We start from the raw sequence: 18,558 nt of genomic DNA, 5'->3' as shown, positions 1-18,558 counted from the left end.
GACTGACACACCTTCGCTAGCAAGCTAGCTCCTACAGGGGATTTGCGGACACAAAAAACGCGGCGCCTGATAAGGGCGCCGCGTTTTTTATTGCCTGTACATCAGAAGTCCAGCGCAACACCTACGTTGATGCCTTGTTGGGTGAAGTCGTCGTCCTTGCGAATGTTATAACTGGCGCGCAGTGCCAGGTCCCGGGTGAGGTTGTGGCTCACGCCCAGGTTCAGGCGGCTCAGGTGGCTTTGCGGGGTGTAGCCTTGCAGCGTGAACTGATTGTTCGGCAGGCTGTTGAGGTTGATGCCCACGTTCTGGGTGTCATCGTTGTACTCGCGCTCGACGGCCACTTCGCCGAAGACCTGGGTTTGCGGGCTGAACTGGTATTTGCCCTGCAGGCCAGCGCCGAGGCGGCGGGAAATACTGTCCTGATCGGCGAAGGTCAGCGCCGTGGAGTCGTTGCCGTCTTCCGAGTAACCGTCGACTTGCACCTTGGCGAAATCGGCGCTGACAAACGGCGACAGGTGCCACGGGCTGCTGGCCTGTTGCGCAATGTCGTAACCCAGGCGAGCGCTGAAGGCTTCGACGTAGCCGCTGGTATCGCCTTTTTCGCCGCGTTCGTTGACGCCCAGCTGGAATTTACGCTTGAGGCTGTCGTAATCCAGATGCCCGGCCGTCAACGCCGCGTCGGCCCACACACGGTTTTGCTGGTATTGGGCGAATACGGTGCCCAGGTAAGTGTTGAGCTTGTAATCGGAATCGTTACTGCCGGCTTCGAGTTTCTGGTTATAGAAACCGGCCGCCAGACCGATGCGCCAGGCATCGTCGAGACGGTAGCTGCCACCGATGTTCAGGTTGGCTCCGTTGCCGTCGGCGCTTGCCACGCTGCCTTGGCCGTCAAAGTCCTGATGCTGTCCGCCGCCGGCAACAATGGCTCGCCACTGGCCGACGCCTTGCCAGTTTTCCCAATCGGCCAGCCACTGATTGCGCAACTCATCCTGATGCGCGCGCACGGTGCCTTGGGCCATTTGCGGCAGCAAGGTCAGCTCCCACGGCGCTGCCAGCAAGGAATACGCGTAATCGGCAATCAGGCGTTGCCCGGCTTCGGTGGGATGCACTGAGTCGTTGAAGATCAGCTTGGTCGGGTCCGGCGTGGCGCTGTTGATGCCGTACCGGGCATTCTCGGTGCAACCGCTGCCGCTGAAGCAAGTGGCGACGAGGTTCTGGTCGGTGGCCAGGCCAAACTGTGCCGGGTTGGCGAACGTTTCCTTGAGCAATACCGGAATGTTGAGCGGGATGACTGAGGCATTGATGTTTTGCAGTCGGCTTACCAGTTCAGTGTTGAACTGGGTGCTGAGCTGGGACGTGAACGCTTGCAGCGGCGAGCCGTTGAACGCCGGGGTAAAGCCGATATCGGGCAGCAACCAGACCATGACGTATTTGGCACCGGCCGATTGCAGCGCCTGTACGCTGTCGGCCAGTCTGTCAGCTGCGGCGCCGGCCTGGGGCAGGCTGGTGACGCGCCCCTGGAGGAAGTCGTTGCCGCCACCCGACAGGTAATACAGTGCATTCGGGTCGGCGCGGAAGTTGTTCGACGGCAGGTAGCCGGCCCGGGTGCGATCGCCGGTGGCGGAAGTGCTGGTGATCGAATCCAGGATCTGATCCGTACGGTAGCCGCCAACGGCCCAGTTGTTACCGTCGGGCTGGCCGTTGCTGGCGCGCACCGCCGAAGACGAGGACGCGGTCTGGTCCGCCGAGAACCCCAGTTTCCCACCCAGTATCTGCGTGGAGTTGAGCGAGCGGACTTCACCGCTGCCATCCAGATACACCGGCCCCGTGCGGTTGGTGAAGCGCTGTGTCGCCCCGGCAGGCCCGCCAGTGTCGGCAAAGGTCCCGGCGTCGTTGAGGCTGTCCCCGAAAACTATGAAATTTGTATAAGGATTGGGTGCGGCGTTCGCCTGGGCGCATGCCATCGCGAGCAAACATCCAGCGAGCGGTACAAACAACGACTGTTTGATCATGAGCAAGTCCGTTTATTTATTGTTTTAGTGAACGAAACGACAGTACCAAAAACTTTCGGCCTTTTGCCATCTGTCGCGAAGCCTTTAATAGTTTCGCAGGCAGCACCCCCGGCGATATTGCACGCCTTGCCCAGCTAAGTTACTGTGCCGGGACGTACGAACGAGACCTTCCCCGTGTTGATCATCAGTAAACTCCTGGATCAAGTCATCAAGGCACACGCCCGCTGGCGTTGGCGCGCCTGAATTCTTTTGCCGGCCTGGCCGGACCTGTACCGCTTTGCCTTCTTTACCTGTTTGAAATGCCGCTTTGCTGGCGCTACTCCGGCACCTGACAAAGTGCAGCGCTCTGCGGGTCAATCATTCGAAGGCCATCTTTAAAGTCAGTGAATTCAAGAGGTTCTTTACGCCATGTTGCTGATGATCGATAACTACGACTCCTTTACCTACAACGTTGTGCAGTACCTGGGCGAGCTCGGCTCCCAGGTCAAAGTCGTGCGCAACGATGAACTGACCATCGCTGAAATCGAAGCCCTCAATCCTGAGCGTATCGTTGTGTCCCCCGGTCCTTGCACCCCGACCGAAGCCGGCATCTCGATTGAAGCGATCAAGCACTTTGCCGGCAAACTGCCGATTCTTGGCGTCTGCCTTGGCCACCAATCCATCGGCCAGGCCTTTGGCGGTGACGTGGTGCGCGCCCGTCAAGTGATGCACGGTAAGACTAGCCCGGTATTTCACGAGGACAAGGGTGTATTCGCAGGCCTGAATCGTCCGCTGACGGTGACCCGCTATCATTCATTGATCGTCAAGCGCGAAACCCTGCCCGATTGCCTGGAGCTGACGGCCTGGACCCAGCTCGAAGACGGCTCGGTCGACGAGATCATGGGCCTGCGTCACAAGACCCTGAACATCGAGGGCGTGCAGTTTCACCCGGAATCGATCCTCACCGAGCAGGGCCACGAACTGTTCGCCAACTTCCTCAAACAAACCGGCGGCACGCGCTAAGGACTTTTCATGAACATCAAGACAGCCCTGAGCCGCATCGTCGATCATCTCGACCTCACTACCGATGAAATGCGCGATGTCATGCGCGAAATCATGACCGGGCAATGCTCCGACGCGCAGATCGGCGCGTTCATGATGGCCATGCGCATGAAGAGCGAAAGCATCGACGAAATCGTCGGCGCCGTGTCGGTGATGCGCGAGTTGGCGGACAAGGTCGAACTCAAGACCCTCGACGGTGTGGTCGATGTGGTCGGCACCGGCGGTGACGGTGCGAACATCTTCAACGTGTCCACGGCTTCTTCCTTTGTCGTCGCGGCGGCCGGTTGCACCGTGGCCAAGCACGGCAACCGTGCGGTATCGGGCAAGAGCGGCAGTGCCGATCTGCTGGAAGCCGCCGGTATCTATCTGAACCTGACCCCGGTGCAAGTGGCGCGCTGCATCGACAACGTCGGCATCGGTTTCATGTTTGCCCAGACCCACCACAAGGCCATGAAGTACGCCGCCGGTCCGCGCCGCGATCTTGGCCTGCGTACGCTGTTCAACATGCTCGGCCCGCTTACGAATCCGGCCGGTGTGAAACATCAGGTAGTGGGCGTGTTCACTCCGGCGCTGTGCCGGCCATTGGCCGAAGTGTTGCAACGTCTGGGCAGCAAACATGTGCTGGTAGTGCATTCCAAAGATGGCCTGGACGAGTTCAGTCTCGCCGCACCGACTTTTGTTGCCGAACTGAAAAACAACGAGATCACCGAATACTGGGTCGAGCCGGAAGATCTGGGCATGAAGAGCCAGAGCCTGCACGGTCTGTCGGTCGATGGCCCGGAGGCTTCGCTGGCGTTGATCCGCGATGCATTGGGCAAACGCAAAACCGAGAACGGCCAGAAAGCCGCCGAAATGATTGTGCTCAATGCCGGTGCGGCGCTGTACGCCGCTGATTTGGCCAGTAGCTTGAAAGAAGGCGTGGAGCTTGCGCACGACGCTTTGCACACAGGCCTCGCTCGGGAAAAACTCGAGGAGCTGGGTGCCTTTACCGCGGTATTCAAAGTGGAGAATGAGGGATGAGTGTACCGACGGTTCTGGAAAACATTCTGGCCCGCAAAGTTCAGGAAGTTGCCGAGCGTAGCGCCCGTGTGAGCCTGAGCGAGCTGGAAAGTCTGGCCAAGGCGGCCGATGCACCCCGTGGTTTTGCCAAGGCCTTGCTGGCCCAGGCCAAGTTGAAACAGCCGGCAGTCATTGCCGAAATCAAGAAAGCCTCGCCAAGCAAAGGTGTGATCCGCGAGAACTTCGTTCCTGCTGACATTGCCAGGAGTTACGAGAAGGGCGGGGCGACCTGTCTTTCCGTGCTGACCGACATCGATTATTTCCAGGGCGCCGACGCGTACCTGCAACAGGCTCGTGCCGCGTGCAACCTGCCGGTGATCCGCAAGGACTTCATGATCGATCCGTACCAGATCGTCGAAGCCCGTGCGTTGGGCGCCGACTGCGTGCTGTTGATCGTCTCCGCACTGGACGACGTGAAAATGGCCGAGCTGGCTTCGGTGGCCAAAGGCGTGGGGCTCGATGTGCTGGTTGAAGTGCACGATGGCGATGAGCTGGAGCGGGCCTTGAAAACCCTCGATACGCCGCTGGTCGGGATCAACAACCGTAACCTGCACACCTTCGACGTCAGCCTGGAAACCACCCTCGACCTGCTGCCGCGTATTCCGCGTGATCGTCTGGTCATTACCGAAAGCGGCATCCTCAACCGCGCCGATGTCGAACTGATGGAAATCAGTGACGTCTATGCGTTCCTGGTGGGCGAAGCCTTCATGCGCGCCGAAAGCCCGGGTACCGAGTTGCAGCGCCTGTTCTTCCCTGAGCGCGGTGTGCCTGTCAGCGGTTCGACCCTCGACTGATTGTTCGCAGAACGAGTCGACCCCTTCGCGAGCAGGCTCGCTCCCACATTGGGTCGCGATCAAATGTGGGAGCGAGCCTGCTCGCGAAGACGGCATAAGATGCGCCACAGACTTCAAGTCCTACGGAAAACCTTATGACCTCACCTGTCTCCCTGACCATCGAAGCCGGCCTGCAGGCCGAGCAGGATCTGCTGGCCTCGGTCTGCGCTGGCGACGCTGAGTTCGGCCTGCTGTTCTGGCAGCCCAGCGATCGGGCGCTGGTCATGCCGCGCCGCTTGAATCGCTTGCCCGGTTTCGATGCCGCGTGCGAAGTGTCGGCGGCGGCAGGTTGGCCGGTGCTGTTGCGTGAAACCGGTGGCGAGCCGGTGCCGCAATCGGACTCAACGATCAACATCGCACTGGTTTACGCGCCGCCGCGCAGCGAAGGGGATTTGAACCGTATCGAGACCGGTTACCGGCGCTTGTGCGATCCGATCTGTCAGTTGCTCGATGAGTTGGGTGGCACTTCATCTCTGGGGGAAATCGAAGGCGCCTTCTGTGACGGTCGCTTCAACGTCAACCTCGATGGACGCAAGATGGTCGGCACCGCCCAGCGCTGGCGTCAGAGTCAGGGCGGTCAGCGTCCGGTGGGACTGGTGCATGGGGCGATGCTGCTGGATAACGAACGAGAGTCGATGGTCGCCGCGGTCAATCGTTTCAACGAGGCCTGCGGTCTGGAGCAACGAGTCCGCGCCGAAAGCCACATTGCGCTGCATGAGAAGTTCAAGGCGCCCCATGCGCTGGCGCGCCTCGACGAACTCTACCGGTTGATGCTGGCGCAGATGTTCAGCGGCTAGGTTTTCGAGCTTATCGCGTACCGAAGACCACCATGGTCTTGCCTTTGACGTCCACCAGGTTGCGTTCTTCCAGATCCTTGAGCACGCGACCGACCATCTCCCGGGAACAACCGACAATCCGTCCGATTTCCTGACGGGTCACCTTGATTTGCATGCCATCGGGGTGAGTCATGGCGTCTGGCTGTTTGCACAGTTCCAGCAGGCAGCGGGCAACGCGGCCGGTCACGTCAAAAAATGCCAGGTCACCGACCTTGCGCGTGGTGTTGCGCAGGCGCTGTGCGATTTGTCCGCTGAGGACGTAAAGAATGTCCGGGTCCTGCTGGGATAACTCGCGGAATTTTGCGTAGCTGATTTCCGCAACTTCGCATTCGACCTTGGCCCGCACCCAGGCACTGCGCTCCTGCTCCAGTCCGGCTTGTTCAAACAGGCCCAACTCGCCGAAAAAGTCCCCGGCGTTCAAGTAGGAAATGATCATTTCCCGGCCGTCGTCATCCTCGATCAGGATGGTGACTGAGCCTTTGAGGATGAAGAACAGTGTTTCCGAGCGGTCGCCGGCACAGATTATATTGCTCTTGGCCTGATAACGGCGGCGCTGGCAATGCATCAACAGCTTGTCGAGGTTCTTGATCTTGGGGGTGGGGGCAATAGCAACCATGGTTGTATCCCGAAAAAACTGCACGGTGTGTTTGGCTTTTTATAAATAGCGAGCGCTGGAGTTAAGCTGGCTATGCGCCATTGAATTGGCGTCAGCTTAACAGACACTTCATTGAATATTCGAGCATTTACCTACACGCCGGTGGGATATGTCCCAGGACGCCGGGCGCTGTCAATCACGGGGCCTGTGCTAAGCTGGCGACCCTTTTTTATACAGTGGAGTCTTGGCGATGAAGGCACGCATCCAATGGGCTGGCGAAGCCATGTTCCTCGGTGAATCCGGTAGCGGTCATGTCGTGGTCATGGACGGTCCGCCCGATGCCGGCGGACGAAATCTGGGTGTCCGGCCGATGGAGATGCTGCTGCTGGGTGTCGGCGGTTGCAGCAATTTCGATGTGGTCAGCATCCTCAAGAAGTCCCGCCAGGCGGTCGAAAGCTGTGAAGCCTTCCTTGAAGCCGAGCGTGCGACCGAAGATCCGAAGGTGTTCACCAGGATCCACATGCACTTCGTGGTCAAGGGCCGCGGCCTGAAAGAAGCCCAGGTCAAGCGCGCCATCGAATTGTCTGCCGAGAAGTATTGCTCGGCCTCGATCATGCTCGGCGCGGCAGGCGTGGCAATCACCCACGACTACGAGATCATCGAGCTCGGTTGAATCGACATTCAACTATCATAAAAGCAGTGCAGACTCTGGCGAACACAAGCTGACGTCTGCATAATGCGCCACTTTTTTCAGGGTAGTGGCCCGTCAGCCGACAGGCCTCGTACCCGAACAGACAACCAAAATCGCCATCGCGAAGAGGTGTTAACCGTCCTACGCAGCTGCGTTGTTCGCATCTGACGGGCATGCTTGATCACGCGGCCTGGCCGCAAACACATAGAGAGTTTTTAACGGTGAAAAGCAAACTCAAGCTCCACGGGTTCAATAACCTGACAAAGACCTTGAGCTTCAACATCTATGACATCTGCTACGCGGAAACCCCGCAAGACCAGCAGGCTTACGTCGAGTACATCAATAAAGAGTACAACGCGAAGCGCCTGACGCAGATTCTCACGGAAGTTGTCGATATCATTGGTGCCAACATCCTGAACATTGCCAGTCAGGACTATGAGCCGCAGGGCGCCAGCGTCACGATCCTGATCTCCGAAGAGCCGGTAACCCCGACCGACAGTCAGATCGAAGAATCCCCGGGCCCGCTGCCCGAAATCATTCTGGCCCACCTCGACAAGAGCCACATCACGGTGCACACCTACCCGGAAATCCATCCGGTCAGTGGTATTGCAACTTTCCGTGTGGACATCGACGTGTCGACTTGCGGGGTCATTTCACCGCTTAAAGCGCTCAACTTCCTGATTCACCAGTTCGATTCGGACATCGTGACCGTGGACTACCGTGTGCGCGGCTTCACCCGTGACGTTGAAGGCAAAAAGCACTTCATCGACCATGAGATCAATTCGATCCAGAACTACCTCTCCGACGACACTTACGACGCGTACCAGATGACCGACGTGAACGTGTACCAGGAAAACCTGTTCCACACCAAGATGCTGCTCAAGAACTTCGAACTGGATAACTACCTGTTCGGCGACGCCACCAGCAACCTGTCCTCTGAGCAGCGCGCCCAGGTGACCGAGCGGGTGAAGCACGAAATGCTCGAAATCTTCTACGCGCGCAATATGGCGTAAGATTTTCGGCCACAAAAAAGGCGACTCCCTCACGGCAGTCGCCTTTTTCATGCCTGTCACAAACCTTTGTAGGGGCGAGCTTGCTCGCGATGGACCTGAGAGCGACACGTTTATTCAGATACACCCGTAATCGTTGACGTCCTTCGCGAGCAAGCTCGCTCCTACAGAAAAACGCAGTCAGATTCGATAGGTGCTCTTGGTCATCACCTTGGCCATCAGGCTCATCCCGAATTTTATCGGCGCCGGAAAGCGGAACCCGCCAGCATCCAGTGCACTTTCGGCATGCTGCTCTTCATCGATACGCATCTGTTCAAGAATTGCCCGGGATTTTTCATCCTCGGCCGGCAATTGTTCCAGGTGTTCGTTCAGGTGTTTGCACACCTGGTCTTCCGTTGCCGCAACGAACCCCAGGCTGACTTTGTCGCTGATCAGGCCGGCCACTGCGCCAATCCCGAAAGACATGCCATAAAACAGCGGATTGAGGATGCTGGTGTGGCTACCCAGTTGATGGATGCGTTGTTCGCACCAGACCAGGTGATCGATTTCTTCTTCGGCGGCATGCTCCATGGCTGCACGCACTTGCGGCAGTTTGGCGGTCAGCGCCTGCCCTTGGTACAGCGCCTGGGCGCAGACTTCGCCGGTATGGTTGATGCGCATCAGGCCGGCAACGTGGCGCGTGTCTTCGTCGCTCATTTTTGCATCCGGCTGCACGATGGCGGGCGATGGGCGGTACGGCTGGCCGCTGAAGGGCAGCAGGGTGCGCATCGCGGCATCGGCTTGCAGCAGAAGGCGGTCAATGGGCGAGTAGTGACGTTGGGTAGTCATGCTGACCTCCGGGGGAATTTCGGTGGCCAGTTTAACCCAAACGGCCGGGGAAGGATTGCGCTGGGTCATTGTGATGCAGGGGCTGTGACAGTGCTGTGATGCTTTTTGTGAAAGCGGCAGTGCGCCGCCTCCACAGGGATTACCGCAATCAGCCCGGCGGCCAGTGCATCTGGCGCTGACCCAGTACGTGCATATGAATGTGGTAGACGGTTTGCCCGCCCAATTCATTGCAGTTCATGACCACCCGGAAGCCTTCTTCACAGCCCAGCTCCAGGGCCAGACGCTGGGCGGTGAACAGAATATGCCCGGCCAGCGCCTTGTCGTCCTCGGTGAGGTCGTTAAGGGTGCGCACCGGTTTCTTCGGGACCACCAGGAAATGCACCGGTGCCTGTGGGGCGATGTCGTGGAAGGCCAGTACCTGGTCATCCTCGTAAATGATCTTTGCCGGGATTTCCCGGTTGATGATCTTGGTGAACAGAGTATCCACAGCTGTTTTCTCCGTTGTTTGGGCTGGGCTGAGTGTACTCACGGCTTATGCCAGCGCCCAGCTTTTTACCTTGAGCCGGATCAGCGCGGGCAGTAAGCCTTGTTGATCATGCCGGCGATTGTGCGGGTCAGCCAGCGTGAGCCGAGCCTTGGCAGGAAGGCAAACCAGCGGTTGCGCCGCCCCGGAATAATGATCGCTCGATTCTTTTCCAGCGCGCGCACGGTGTACAGCGCCACCTCTTCGGGGCTCATCAACAGCTTGCTGTTGGTCAGCTTGTCGCTGTTGAGTTGCGCGGTGCGGAAAAACGCCGTGCGGGTCGGTCCGGGGCAGAGCACGGAAACCTTGATCGCGCACTTTTTCAGCTCGACGCGCAATCCTTCGGAAAAGTGCAGCACATAGGCCTTGCTGGCGTAATAGGTGCTCATCCACGGTCCCGGTTGAAACGCCGCCACCGAGGCCACATTCAGAATCTGCCCGCCGCCTTGCAGGGCCATGCTGTTGCCGATGGCATGACACAGGCGGGTGAGGGCGAGGATGTTCACTTCGATCAGGTCTTGCTCGGTCATCCAGTCCTGGGCCAGAAACGGGCCGCATGTACCGATACCGGCGCAGTTGACCAGCAGGTCGATCTGCCGGTCGCCTTCTTCCAGCTCCAGCAGGAATCCGGACAGGCGCAACGGTTCGCCCAGGTCGCAGGCGCGGAATAACACTTCCACGCCGAACCTCTGGGTCAGTTCAATCGCAATGCTTTCCAGCTGATCACGTTGTCGGGCCACCAGAATCAGGCTGCGGCCGCGCCGGGCCAGCGCTTCGGCCATTGCCAGGCCGATGCCGCTGGAGGCGCCAGTGATCAGAGCGTAACGGGTCATGCAGTTCTCCATCGCAACAGCTCCGCGCCGCGACGCAGGTGTCACGGGCCTGGAGCGCTGTTCATTCTTTCGCAGAGTCTACAGGGGGCTGGGCCTCTTCGGCTGCATCGTTGGTGGAATTTGGCGCCGGTTCGGCCTCGACGTCGATTTCGTCGGTGGTGACCGAGCTGCTTTCGTAGCTGCTCTGCGCGGCGCTTTCGTATTCATCCTGTATCGCCGTGAGACCTCCGGCCAGGGTGCCGACCAGGATCAGCGCGATAAAGACCAGCCACAGCGAAGACAATACCTTGACTGCGGTGCTGTTCGGCGGAGGAGGCGGACCGTAGCGGTTGGCCAGTTCGTTACCCGGGACGACCATGATCACGAAGGGAAAGATGCTGCCAACAAAGGGCACCAGGTTCAGCAGCCACAGCCAGCCGGACCAACCGGCATCGTGTAAACGCTGAACGGTGATCTGGATGCTGACGAAGGCAAATCCGACAAACAGGATCAACGCCAGCAAGCCGCCCAATATCAGGCCGGCGGTCGAATCCGCGGCGATGAGGGCCAGCGCGACCAAGGCAAACACCCCGCAAACAGCCAGGAGTACAAGAGTCAGCACCAGCGTCCAGGCGAGGTAGCGCAAACGGCCGATACGGCCATCGAAACTGAATGGCTTGAGTGTGGCGAATTCCGCCACGGCTTCGCCGACGGGTGCGCGAGGCGGCGCGTAGGGAGACAGCGGTTCTGCCAAGGCGGCCTGGTTGCTGGCTGGAGCATGGTCATGCACGTCGGCGAGGTTCAGCTCGATCGGTGTGTCGGTTTCGATGCGGGCGTCGATCCCGGTTTTGCTCAGCGCCTTGAGATAGGTCTGGGCATCGGCCTGCGACAGGTTGCGCTTGAGCGCTACCGGGCGCCCGCTGAACAGGCGCTCGATGGCCGCGACATCGCTTTTGAACAATTCGGCGAGGTTGAGCTTTGCCGTGGTGATGTCGACACCGGGCAGCAAGCCACCCTCGAAGATGATCTTGAAACGGTTTTCGCCCATGTTCGAAGCATCCTTGTCGCGAGAGGTTGAAAGAGAATGGTGTGTCCGGGCGAGTGTAAGGCCAGCCGGGTGGGGCTGGCCAAGTTTTGCGGTCAGCGCGGCCAGCGTTTGGGCAGCTGGGCCGCATGCTCCAGTGCCTGGCGGTACTCCGCGTCGAGACGGGCAATCAGTTGCTCGACGCTCGGCAAGTCCTCGATTTCCCCCACGCCCTGGCCTGCCGACCAGACGGTTTTCCAGGCTTTGGCCTCATCGCTCACGGGCTTGAGCTTGGAACCGAAGTTGATCTCGCCCTTGCCCTGCAAGGCGGCCAGGTCGAAACCGGCAGCCTCCAGGCTCTGGCGCATGAAGCTCGCAGGCACACCTGACACGGCTGGAGTATGGATGATGTCGGCCGCTTTGGAAGTCAGCAGCATTTCTTTGTAGGCTTCAGGTGCGTGACTTTCGGTGGTGCCGATAAATCGCGTACCGAAGTAGGCCAGATCGGCGCCGAGCAATTGAGCGGCGAGAATTTCGTGGCCGTGGTTCAAGCAGCCGGCCAGTAACAGGGTCTTGTCGAAAAACTGGCGGATTTCGGCAATCAGCGAGAACGGGCTCCAGGTCCCGGCGTGCCCACCGGCACCGGCCGCCACGGCGATCAAGCCATCCACGCCTGCTTCGGCCGCTTTCTCGGCATGACGACGGGTTGTCACATCATGGAACACCAGGCCGCCGTAGCCATGGACCGTGTCGACCAGTTCTTTCACGGCGCCGAGGCTGGTGATCACGATCGGCACTTTGTGTTCGACGCAGATCTGCAGATCCGCCTGCAAGCGCGGATTGCTGTTATGGACGATCAGGTTCACGGCATAAGGCGCGGCGTTTTCCATTGTCGCAAGCCCTGCTTCGATTTCTTCCAGCCAGGCCTTGAAACCGCTGCTCTCGCGCTGATTCAGCGCCGGGAAGCTGCCGACCACGCCCTGGCGACAACAGGCGAGTACCAATTGCGGATTGGAGATCAGGAACATTGGCGCCGCCACCACGGGCAGACGCAAACGTTGTTCGAGCAGAGCGGGCAGCGACATTGGAAGTACCCCGGTGAGTTGTGCCTATTGGATTCAGAACGGCCGAACGACGACCAGAATTACGATTGCCAGCAATATCAGAACCGGAACCTCATTGAACCAGCGATAAAAGACATGGCTGCGGGTGTTTTCGCCACGGGCAAAACGTTTTACCTGGGCCCCGCACATGTGGTGGTAGCCGATCAGGATCACCACCAGCGTCAGCTTGGCGTGCATCCAGCCACCCTGAGTGAAATACGCACTCGGGTTGAGGCTGATCAGCCAGCCGCCAAAGATCAGCGTGGCGATCATCGCCGGTCCCATGATGCCCCGGTAGAGCTTGCGTTCCATGATGCTGAAGCGTTCCTTGCTGACGGCGTCCTCGCTCTGCGCGTGATAGACGAACAGGCGCGGCAGGTAGAACAGGCCGGCAAACCAGCAAACGACGCTGACGATGTGAAGCGCTTTGAGCCACAGATAGAGCATTTTTGGTTATTCCAGGATTCACGGTAGCCGGAATAGTAGAGGCTTGAGGCTCCGCACGTCACCTTGACGGTTGTCGCAGGGGCGCGCGGCCCCTATTATCGACGGCTTTCCAGTGGGTTCGTTGAGGGCAGGTTTATGGTCAAGGTCGGTATCGTCGGCGGCACGGGTTACACCGGTGTCGAACTGCTGCGTCTGTTGGCGCAACATCCGCAAGCTGAAGTGGTTGTCATCACTTCCCGATCCGAGGCTGGCCTGGCCGTAGCCGACATGTACCCGAACCTGCGAGGCCATTACGACGGCCTGGCGTTCAGCGTTCCGGACATCAAGACCCTGGGTGCCTGCGATGTGGTGTTCTTCGCCACGCCGCACGGTGTTGCCCACGCATTGGCAGGCGAACTGCTGGCGGCCGGGACCAAGGTCATCGACCTGTCGGCTGACTTCCGTCTGCAAGACGCGGATGAATGGGCCAAGTGGTACGGTCAGCCTCACGGTGCCCCGGAGTTGCTGGACGAGGCGGTTTACGGCTTGCCGGAAGTCAATCGCGAGCAAATCAGGAAGGCACGCCTGATTGCCGTGCCTGGCTGCTACCCGACTGCAACGCAACTGGGTTTCCTGCCATTGCTCGAAGCCGGCCTGGCCGACGTTTCGCATCTGATTGCCGACTGCAAATCCGGCGTCAGCGGTGCAGGTCGTGGTGCTTCCGTAGGCTCGCTGTACTCCGAGACATCGGAAAGCATGAAAGCCTATGCCGTCAAAGGTCACCGTCACCTGCCGGAAATTCGCCAGGGGCTGCGTCGTGCAGCCGGCAAGGACGTCGGCCTGACCTTCGTTCCGCACCTGACGCCGATGATTCGCGGCATCCACTCGACGCTCTATGCCACCGTTGTCGATCGTTCGGTGGATCTGCAGGCGCTGTTTGAAAAACGTTATGCCAACGAACCGTTCGTCGATGTGATGCCTGCCGGCAGTCATCCGGAGACTCGTAGCGTACGGGGTGCCAACGTCTGCCGTATTGCCGTGCATCGCCCTCAGGACGGTGACCTGGTGGTGGTGCTGTCGGTGATCGACAATCTGGTCAAAGGGGCGTCGGGTCAGGCCGTGCAGAACCTGAACATTCTGTTCGGGCTTGATGAACGTCTGGGCCTGTCTCACGCCGGCATGCTGCCGTAAGGTTCATCGAGTAAAGCTGAAGGCCCGTTTGACGGGCCTTTTTGCATTTCGGGCCGGCGACTGGATTGGTTGATATACCATAACAATAGTTGACCGCTTTTCTAGGAGAAGCGGATAATGCGCGTCATCACGCAATATGACGGCGTAACGCCGGGAGATAGTCAGCATGAGCGTCGAATCCTTCACCCCCACGGCTTTGCAATTCACCCACGGTGCCGCGCACAAGGTGAAGAGCCTGGTCGATGAAGAGGGGAATGATCGCTTGAAGCTGCGCGTATTCGTTACGGGCGGCGGTTGTTCAGGTTTTCAGTACGGCTTCACTTTCGATGAGGAAGTGGCCGATGACGACACCATCGTCGAGCGCGAAGGTGTGAGTCTGGTGGTCGATCCGATGAGCTTCCAGTATCTGGCGGGTGCCGAAGTGGACTACCAGGAAGGTCTGGAAGGTTCGCGCTTCGTCATCAAGAACCCGAATGCGACCACCACCTGTGGCTGCGGTTCTTCGTTCTCGATCTGATCAGCGCACCTGTTTCACAAAACGCCGCATGGCCTCAGGGTCTTGCGGCGTTTTGCTGTGTGGAGGATTCAGGCGGGGTAGATGGCGCCGAGTACGCGCAAGCCACGGGCACCGGTAACGCTCGGGCGGTTGGCCGCGATGCCTTCGAGACAGCAATGAGCCAGCCAGGCGAAGGCCATGGCTTCGACCCAGTCGGGGTCTACACCGTAGGTGGCGGTGCTGCTGACGCTTGCGTTTGGCAACAAATTGGCCAGGCGGCTCATCAGCGCGGAGTTGTGGGCGCCGCCGCCGCAGACCAGCAGTTCCTGCGTGTCGGCCTGGGCGCTTTGCAGTGACTCGATGATGGTCAGCGCGGTCAGCTCAAGCAGCGTCGCCTGAACATCTTCGGCGCTGAAGGCTGGCAGTTGTGCCAGATGCCGTGTCAGCCATGGCAGGTTGAACACTTCCCGGCCGGTACTCTTCGGGCCTTTGGTGACAAAGAACGGATCGCTGAGCAGCGCATTCAACAGCACCGGCTGGACGTTGCCACTGGCAGCCCACTGGCCGTCGCGGTCAAAGTGATCGCCGCGTTGCTGATGAATCCAGGCGTCCAGCAGCACATTGCCCGGGCCGCAGTCGAAACCGGCAACCGGCTTGCCGGGCTCGATCAGGCTGAGGTTACTGAAGCCACCTACGTTCAGCACCGCGCGGTTGCCGGCCCGCTTTTCAAACAGGGCTTCATGAAAGGCGGGAACCAACGGTGCGCCTTGCCCGCCAGCGGCGACGTCGCGGCTGCGGAAGTCACTGACCACGGTGATGCCGGTCAGCTCCGTCAGCAGGGCCGGGTTGCCGATCTGCACGGTAAAACCGCGAGCCGGTTCATGGCGGATGGTCTGGCCATGGCTACCGATTGCCCGAATGTCGTCAGGCTTGAGTTGCTGCTGAGCGAGAAGGGTGTGAATCCCTTGGGCTGCCAGTTTCACCCAGTTCTGCTGGGCGATGGCGGAGCGGGCAATTTCGTCCAGGCCACTGGCGCACAAACCGAGCAGCTCGGCGCGCAGGGAATCGGGCATCGGGATGTAGTGGGAGGCAATCAGCCTGATCGCCGGGGCTTGCTCGATCAGCGCGATGTCCAGGCCATCGAGGCTGGTCCCGGACATCACACCTATATAGAGCGCCATGACTTAACGCTTGCTCGAAGCCAGCAGAGTGGCTTTTTCCTGTTCCATGCGCGCCATCAGCGGCTGGCTTTGGGCGAGGAAGCGTGCGCGTTCGGCCTTGGCAATCGGATCGGCCATCGGCAGTTTCTGGCCCAGCGGGTCGACGTGCACGCCATTGACCTGGAACTCGTAATGCAGGTGCGGCCCGGTGGAGAGGCCGGTAGTGCCGATATAGCCGATCACCTGGCCCTGTTTCACCGTGCCGCCAGTCTTCACGCCTTTGGCGAAGCCTTGCATGTGACCGTAGAGCGTGGTGTAGGTGTTGCCGTGCTGGAGGATCACGGTATTGCCGTAGCCACCACGACGCCCGGCCAGCAACACCTTGCCATCACCGGCAGCCTTGATCGGCGTGCCGCGTGGCGCAGCGTAGTCGACGCCTTTGTGGGCGCGGATCTTGTTCAGGATCGGGTGTTTGCGGCCCATGGAAAATTTCGAGCTGATGCGGGCAAAGTCCACCGGTGTACGGATGAACGCCTTGCGCATGCTGTTGCCGTCAGCGGTGTAGTAGCTGCTGTTGCCTTGTTTGTTGGTGTAGCGAACGGCGGTGTAGGTCTTGCCGCGGTTGGTGAAGCGTGCCGACAGGATCGGGCCGGTGCCGACGGCTTTGCCGTTGACCACCTTTTGCTCGTAGATCACGTCGAATTCGTCGCCCTGGCGAATGTCCTGGGCGAAGTCCACGTCGTAGCCAAACACGCTGGCCATGTCCATGGTCAGGCTGTGGGACAGGCCTGCACGGGCCGCGGACTGCGACAGCGAACTGTTGATCACACCGTGAACGTAAGCGGAGCGCACGGTCGGTTTCGCGGTAGTGCGGTTGAACGTGTAGCCCTTGTCGTTCTTGGTCAGGCTGATGCTTTCGAGGTCGTTGAGCTTGCTGTGCAGGTTGCTCAACTGACCGTCCGGGCTCAGTTCGAATTCGAGTTTTTGCCCGTGCTTGAGCTGGCTGAATTGCTTGGCCTGCTTGTCGCTGGCCAGTATTTCATGCACCGAGGTGGTGGGAAGGCCGACTTTCGCGAACAGCGTAGAGAGGGTGTCGCCCTTGGCCACGATCACTTCCCTGTGGCTTGCCGGCTTCTTTTGTTCGACGACCGGCGCCGGCTCGGCCAGAGCTGTTTCCTGAGTGTCCTCGGCGCTGTTGTCGATCTGCGCGAAGGGAGATGTTGCTGGTTCATTTGTGGCTTGAACGGCTTCAGCAGCGTCTTGATCTTGTGTCAGTTGTTCAGCAGGACTTTCCAGTTCAAGACTCAGAGTCGTCTTTTTGGCTTCAACATCGCTGGAAGGGAATACCAGGAGCGCCAGGCTGAGAAGGGCGGCGATGCCACTTGCGGCGAGCAAGTGGGTTTTCGGGTAAAGCGGCGGCGCTTTAGACGATTCGGTGGTCATAAGTGGTTTTGACTTTGAAAAAGATGAATTGGAAAAGATGAATGACATGATGAAGATGAAATAACTGTATAAAATATAACCAAATCATCTCTGAAGCAAGTCCGCAGGCACCCTGTCTGTGGATTGGCGTCCGTGCGCCGGGCAAACCTTGTATTTGACGCGCGATCTTGTATGGTTGGTTCCCTTTGAATCTGAGCCTTGCGGGTCTGTTATGAAGTCGGTTGAAGAGCAGCTAGCGCTGATCAAACGTGGTGCGGAAGAACTGTTGGTCGAGTCCGAGCTGATTGAAAAGCTCAAGCGTGGCCAGCCGCTACGTATTAAGGCGGGCTTCGATCCAACGGCTCCGGATCTGCACTTGGGTCACACCGTGCTTATTAATAAGCTGCGCCAGTTCCAGGAGCTGGGGCATCAGGTGATCTTCCTGATTGGTGACTTCACCGGGATGATCGGTGATCCGAGCGGCAAGAGTGCTACGCGCCCGCCGCTCACTCGCGAGCAGGTTCTCGAGAACGCCGAGACCTACAAGACTCAGGTGTTCAAGATTCTGGATCCGGCAAAAACCGAGGTGGCGTTCAACTCCACCTGGATGGATCAGATGGGGCCGGCCGACTTCATTCGCCTGACTTCGCAGTACACCGTGGCTCGCATGCTCGAGCGCGATGACTTCGACAAGCGCTACACGACCAATCAGCCAATCGCCATTCACGAGTTCCTCTATCCGCTGGTTCAGGGTTACGACTCGGTAGCGCTGCGTGCAGACGTCGAGCTTGGCGGCACCGATCAGAAATTCAACTTGCTGATGGGGCGTGAGTTGCAGCGTGGTTATGGTCAGGAGGCCCAGTGCATTTTGACCATGCCGCTGCTTGAGGGTCTGGATGGCGTGAAGAAGATGTCCAAGTCCCTGGGCAACTACGTCGGTATCCAGGAAGCGCCGGGCGTGATGTACAGCAAGCTGGTCTCGATTCCTGATGTGCTGATGTGGCGCTACTTCGAATTGCTCAGCTTCCGTTCCATGGATGAGATCAATGCGTTCCGCGCTGACGTGGAGGCGGGTGCCAATCCGCGCGATATCAAGATCAAGCTGGCCGAAGAGATCGTTGCGCGCTTCCATGGTGAGGAGGCTGCGGCCAATGCTCATCGTGCAGCCGGTAACCGTATGAAGGAAGGCGAGCTGCCGGATGATCTGCCGGAGATCGAGTTGACGGCTGCCGAAGACATGCCGATCGCTGCTGTCCTTAACAAGGCTGGCCTGGTGAAGAACTCGGCGATGGCGCGCGACCTTCTCGGTTCGGGTGGTGTGCGTATAGATGGTGAGGTGGTTGATCGCACCTTTATATATGCGTTGGGTGCAACGCACGTTTGCCAGGCCGGCAAGAAGGCATTTGCGCGTATTACGCTCAAGGCCGAATAAAGTTGAAATAAGGTGTTGACGGCGAATTTTAGAAGCCTATAATTCGCCCCACTTCCGGCGCAGT

19 protein-coding genes are annotated in these 18,558 nt (G+C 59.2%); 9 read left to right on the top strand and 10 right to left on the bottom strand.

What is annotated here, in order from left to right; all coding sequences use genetic code 11:
* Nucleotides 1-101: 101 nt before the first annotated feature.
* Nucleotides 102-2,012, bottom strand: coding sequence for an esterase EstP (estP, locus tag ACLD1X_RS07160; protein ID WP_429366723.1), 1,911 nt, complete (start codon nucleotides 2,010-2,012; stop codon nucleotides 102-104).
* 408 nt (nucleotides 2,013-2,420) lie between these two features.
* Here estP and ACLD1X_RS07155 point away from each other — a divergent pair, with 408 nt between their 5' ends.
* The 4 genes from ACLD1X_RS07155 (at nucleotide 2,421) to ACLD1X_RS07140 (ending at nucleotide 5,742) form a co-directional block, all read left to right on the top strand.
* Nucleotides 2,421-3,014, top strand: coding sequence for an aminodeoxychorismate/anthranilate synthase component II (locus tag ACLD1X_RS07155; protein ID WP_007980194.1), 594 nt, complete (start codon nucleotides 2,421-2,423; stop codon nucleotides 3,012-3,014).
* 9 nt (nucleotides 3,015-3,023) lie between these two features.
* The gene (gene trpD, locus ACLD1X_RS07150) at nucleotides 3,024-4,073 is read left to right on the top strand and encodes an anthranilate phosphoribosyltransferase (protein WP_429366722.1); all 1,050 of its coding nucleotides are present in this window, start codon (nucleotides 3,024-3,026) and stop codon (nucleotides 4,071-4,073) included.
* Entirely contained in the window at nucleotides 4,070-4,906 is an 837-nt protein-coding gene (gene trpC / locus ACLD1X_RS07145; RefSeq protein WP_429366721.1) for an indole-3-glycerol phosphate synthase TrpC, read from the top strand. The genes trpD and trpC overlap by 4 nt, the downstream gene beginning before the upstream one ends.
* Nucleotides 4,907-5,040: 134 nt before the next feature.
* Nucleotides 5,041-5,742: a lipoate--protein ligase family protein gene (locus ACLD1X_RS07140; RefSeq protein WP_429366720.1), complete on the top strand. Its 702-nt coding sequence runs from the start codon at nucleotides 5,041-5,043 to the stop codon at nucleotides 5,740-5,742.
* Between the two features lie 10 nt (nucleotides 5,743-5,752).
* Here ACLD1X_RS07140 and crp read toward each other — a convergent pair whose 3' ends face one another.
* A complete protein-coding gene (gene crp, locus ACLD1X_RS07135; RefSeq protein ID WP_429366719.1) occupies nucleotides 5,753-6,397 on the bottom strand; it encodes a cAMP-activated global transcriptional regulator CRP in 645 nt (214 codons plus the stop codon).
* A gap of 229 nt (nucleotides 6,398-6,626) precedes the next feature.
* Here crp and ACLD1X_RS07130 point away from each other — a divergent pair, with 229 nt between their 5' ends.
* Together ACLD1X_RS07130 and speD are read left to right on the top strand one after the other, a co-directional pair.
* Complete coding sequence (locus ACLD1X_RS07130) at nucleotides 6,627-7,049, top strand: OsmC family protein (protein ID WP_007994936.1); 423 nt, start codon at nucleotides 6,627-6,629, stop codon at nucleotides 7,047-7,049.
* Nucleotides 7,050-7,288: 239 nt separating this feature from the next.
* Nucleotides 7,289-8,080 (top strand): adenosylmethionine decarboxylase, encoded by a 792-nt coding sequence (gene speD / locus ACLD1X_RS07125; RefSeq protein WP_007986012.1) that lies wholly within the window; start codon nucleotides 7,289-7,291, stop codon nucleotides 8,078-8,080.
* A gap of 177 nt (nucleotides 8,081-8,257) precedes the next feature.
* Here speD and coq7 read toward each other — a convergent pair whose 3' ends face one another.
* The 6 genes from coq7 to hemJ all read right to left on the bottom strand — a co-directional run bounded on the left by coq7 (nucleotide 8,258) and on the right by hemJ (nucleotide 12,814).
* Nucleotides 8,258-8,905: a 2-polyprenyl-3-methyl-6-methoxy-1,4-benzoquinone monooxygenase gene (coq7, locus tag ACLD1X_RS07120; RefSeq protein ID WP_008017439.1), complete on the bottom strand. Its 648-nt coding sequence runs from the start codon at nucleotides 8,903-8,905 to the stop codon at nucleotides 8,258-8,260.
* A gap of 148 nt (nucleotides 8,906-9,053) precedes the next feature.
* Nucleotides 9,054-9,392: a histidine triad nucleotide-binding protein gene (locus tag ACLD1X_RS07115; protein WP_007906873.1), complete on the bottom strand. Its 339-nt coding sequence runs from the start codon at nucleotides 9,390-9,392 to the stop codon at nucleotides 9,054-9,056.
* Nucleotides 9,393-9,472: 80 nt separating this feature from the next.
* Nucleotides 9,473-10,261 (bottom strand): SDR family NAD(P)-dependent oxidoreductase, encoded by a 789-nt coding sequence (locus tag ACLD1X_RS07110; RefSeq protein ID WP_429366718.1) that lies wholly within the window; start codon nucleotides 10,259-10,261, stop codon nucleotides 9,473-9,475.
* A 61-nt stretch (nucleotides 10,262-10,322) separates the two neighbouring features.
* On the bottom strand, nucleotides 10,323-11,288 hold the full coding sequence (locus ACLD1X_RS07105; protein WP_429366717.1) for a DUF805 domain-containing protein: 966 nt from the start codon (nucleotides 11,286-11,288) through the stop codon (nucleotides 10,323-10,325).
* A 92-nt stretch (nucleotides 11,289-11,380) separates the two neighbouring features.
* The gene (locus ACLD1X_RS07100) at nucleotides 11,381-12,349 is read right to left on the bottom strand and encodes an NAD(P)H-dependent flavin oxidoreductase (RefSeq protein ID WP_429366716.1); all 969 of its coding nucleotides are present in this window, start codon (nucleotides 12,347-12,349) and stop codon (nucleotides 11,381-11,383) included.
* Between the two features lie 33 nt (nucleotides 12,350-12,382).
* Complete coding sequence (gene hemJ / locus ACLD1X_RS07095; RefSeq protein ID WP_429366715.1) at nucleotides 12,383-12,814, bottom strand: protoporphyrinogen oxidase HemJ; 432 nt, start codon at nucleotides 12,812-12,814, stop codon at nucleotides 12,383-12,385.
* Nucleotides 12,815-12,949: 135 nt separating this feature from the next.
* On the opposite strand from hemJ, the gene argC reads away from it, so the two are divergent.
* Entirely contained in the window at nucleotides 12,950-13,984 is a 1,035-nt protein-coding gene (argC, locus tag ACLD1X_RS07090) for an N-acetyl-gamma-glutamyl-phosphate reductase (RefSeq protein WP_413424213.1), read from the top strand.
* 166 nt (nucleotides 13,985-14,150) lie between these two features.
* Entirely contained in the window at nucleotides 14,151-14,501 is a 351-nt protein-coding gene (gene erpA / locus ACLD1X_RS07085; RefSeq protein WP_007906865.1) for an iron-sulfur cluster insertion protein ErpA, read from the top strand.
* 68 nt (nucleotides 14,502-14,569) lie between these two features.
* On the opposite strand, the gene ACLD1X_RS07080 is transcribed toward erpA, so the two are convergent.
* Nucleotides 14,570-15,661, bottom strand: coding sequence for an anhydro-N-acetylmuramic acid kinase (locus ACLD1X_RS07080; RefSeq protein ID WP_429366714.1), 1,092 nt, complete (start codon nucleotides 15,659-15,661; stop codon nucleotides 14,570-14,572).
* A 3-nt stretch (nucleotides 15,662-15,664) separates the two neighbouring features.
* Entirely contained in the window at nucleotides 15,665-17,083 is a 1,419-nt protein-coding gene (locus tag ACLD1X_RS07075; protein ID WP_429366713.1) for a peptidoglycan DD-metalloendopeptidase family protein, read from the bottom strand.
* A 211-nt stretch (nucleotides 17,084-17,294) separates the two neighbouring features.
* On the opposite strand from ACLD1X_RS07075, the gene tyrS reads away from it, so the two are divergent.
* The gene (gene tyrS, locus ACLD1X_RS07070) at nucleotides 17,295-18,494 is read left to right on the top strand and encodes a tyrosine--tRNA ligase (protein WP_057396307.1); all 1,200 of its coding nucleotides are present in this window, start codon (nucleotides 17,295-17,297) and stop codon (nucleotides 18,492-18,494) included.
* Nucleotides 18,495-18,558 lie beyond the last annotated feature (64 nt).

The organism is Pseudomonas sp. 18173 (genome assembly GCF_050432945.1).
Lineage (GTDB): Bacteria > Pseudomonadota > Gammaproteobacteria > Pseudomonadales > Pseudomonadaceae > Aquipseudomonas.
This window is presented reverse-complemented; position numbering and strand designations above follow the sequence as displayed.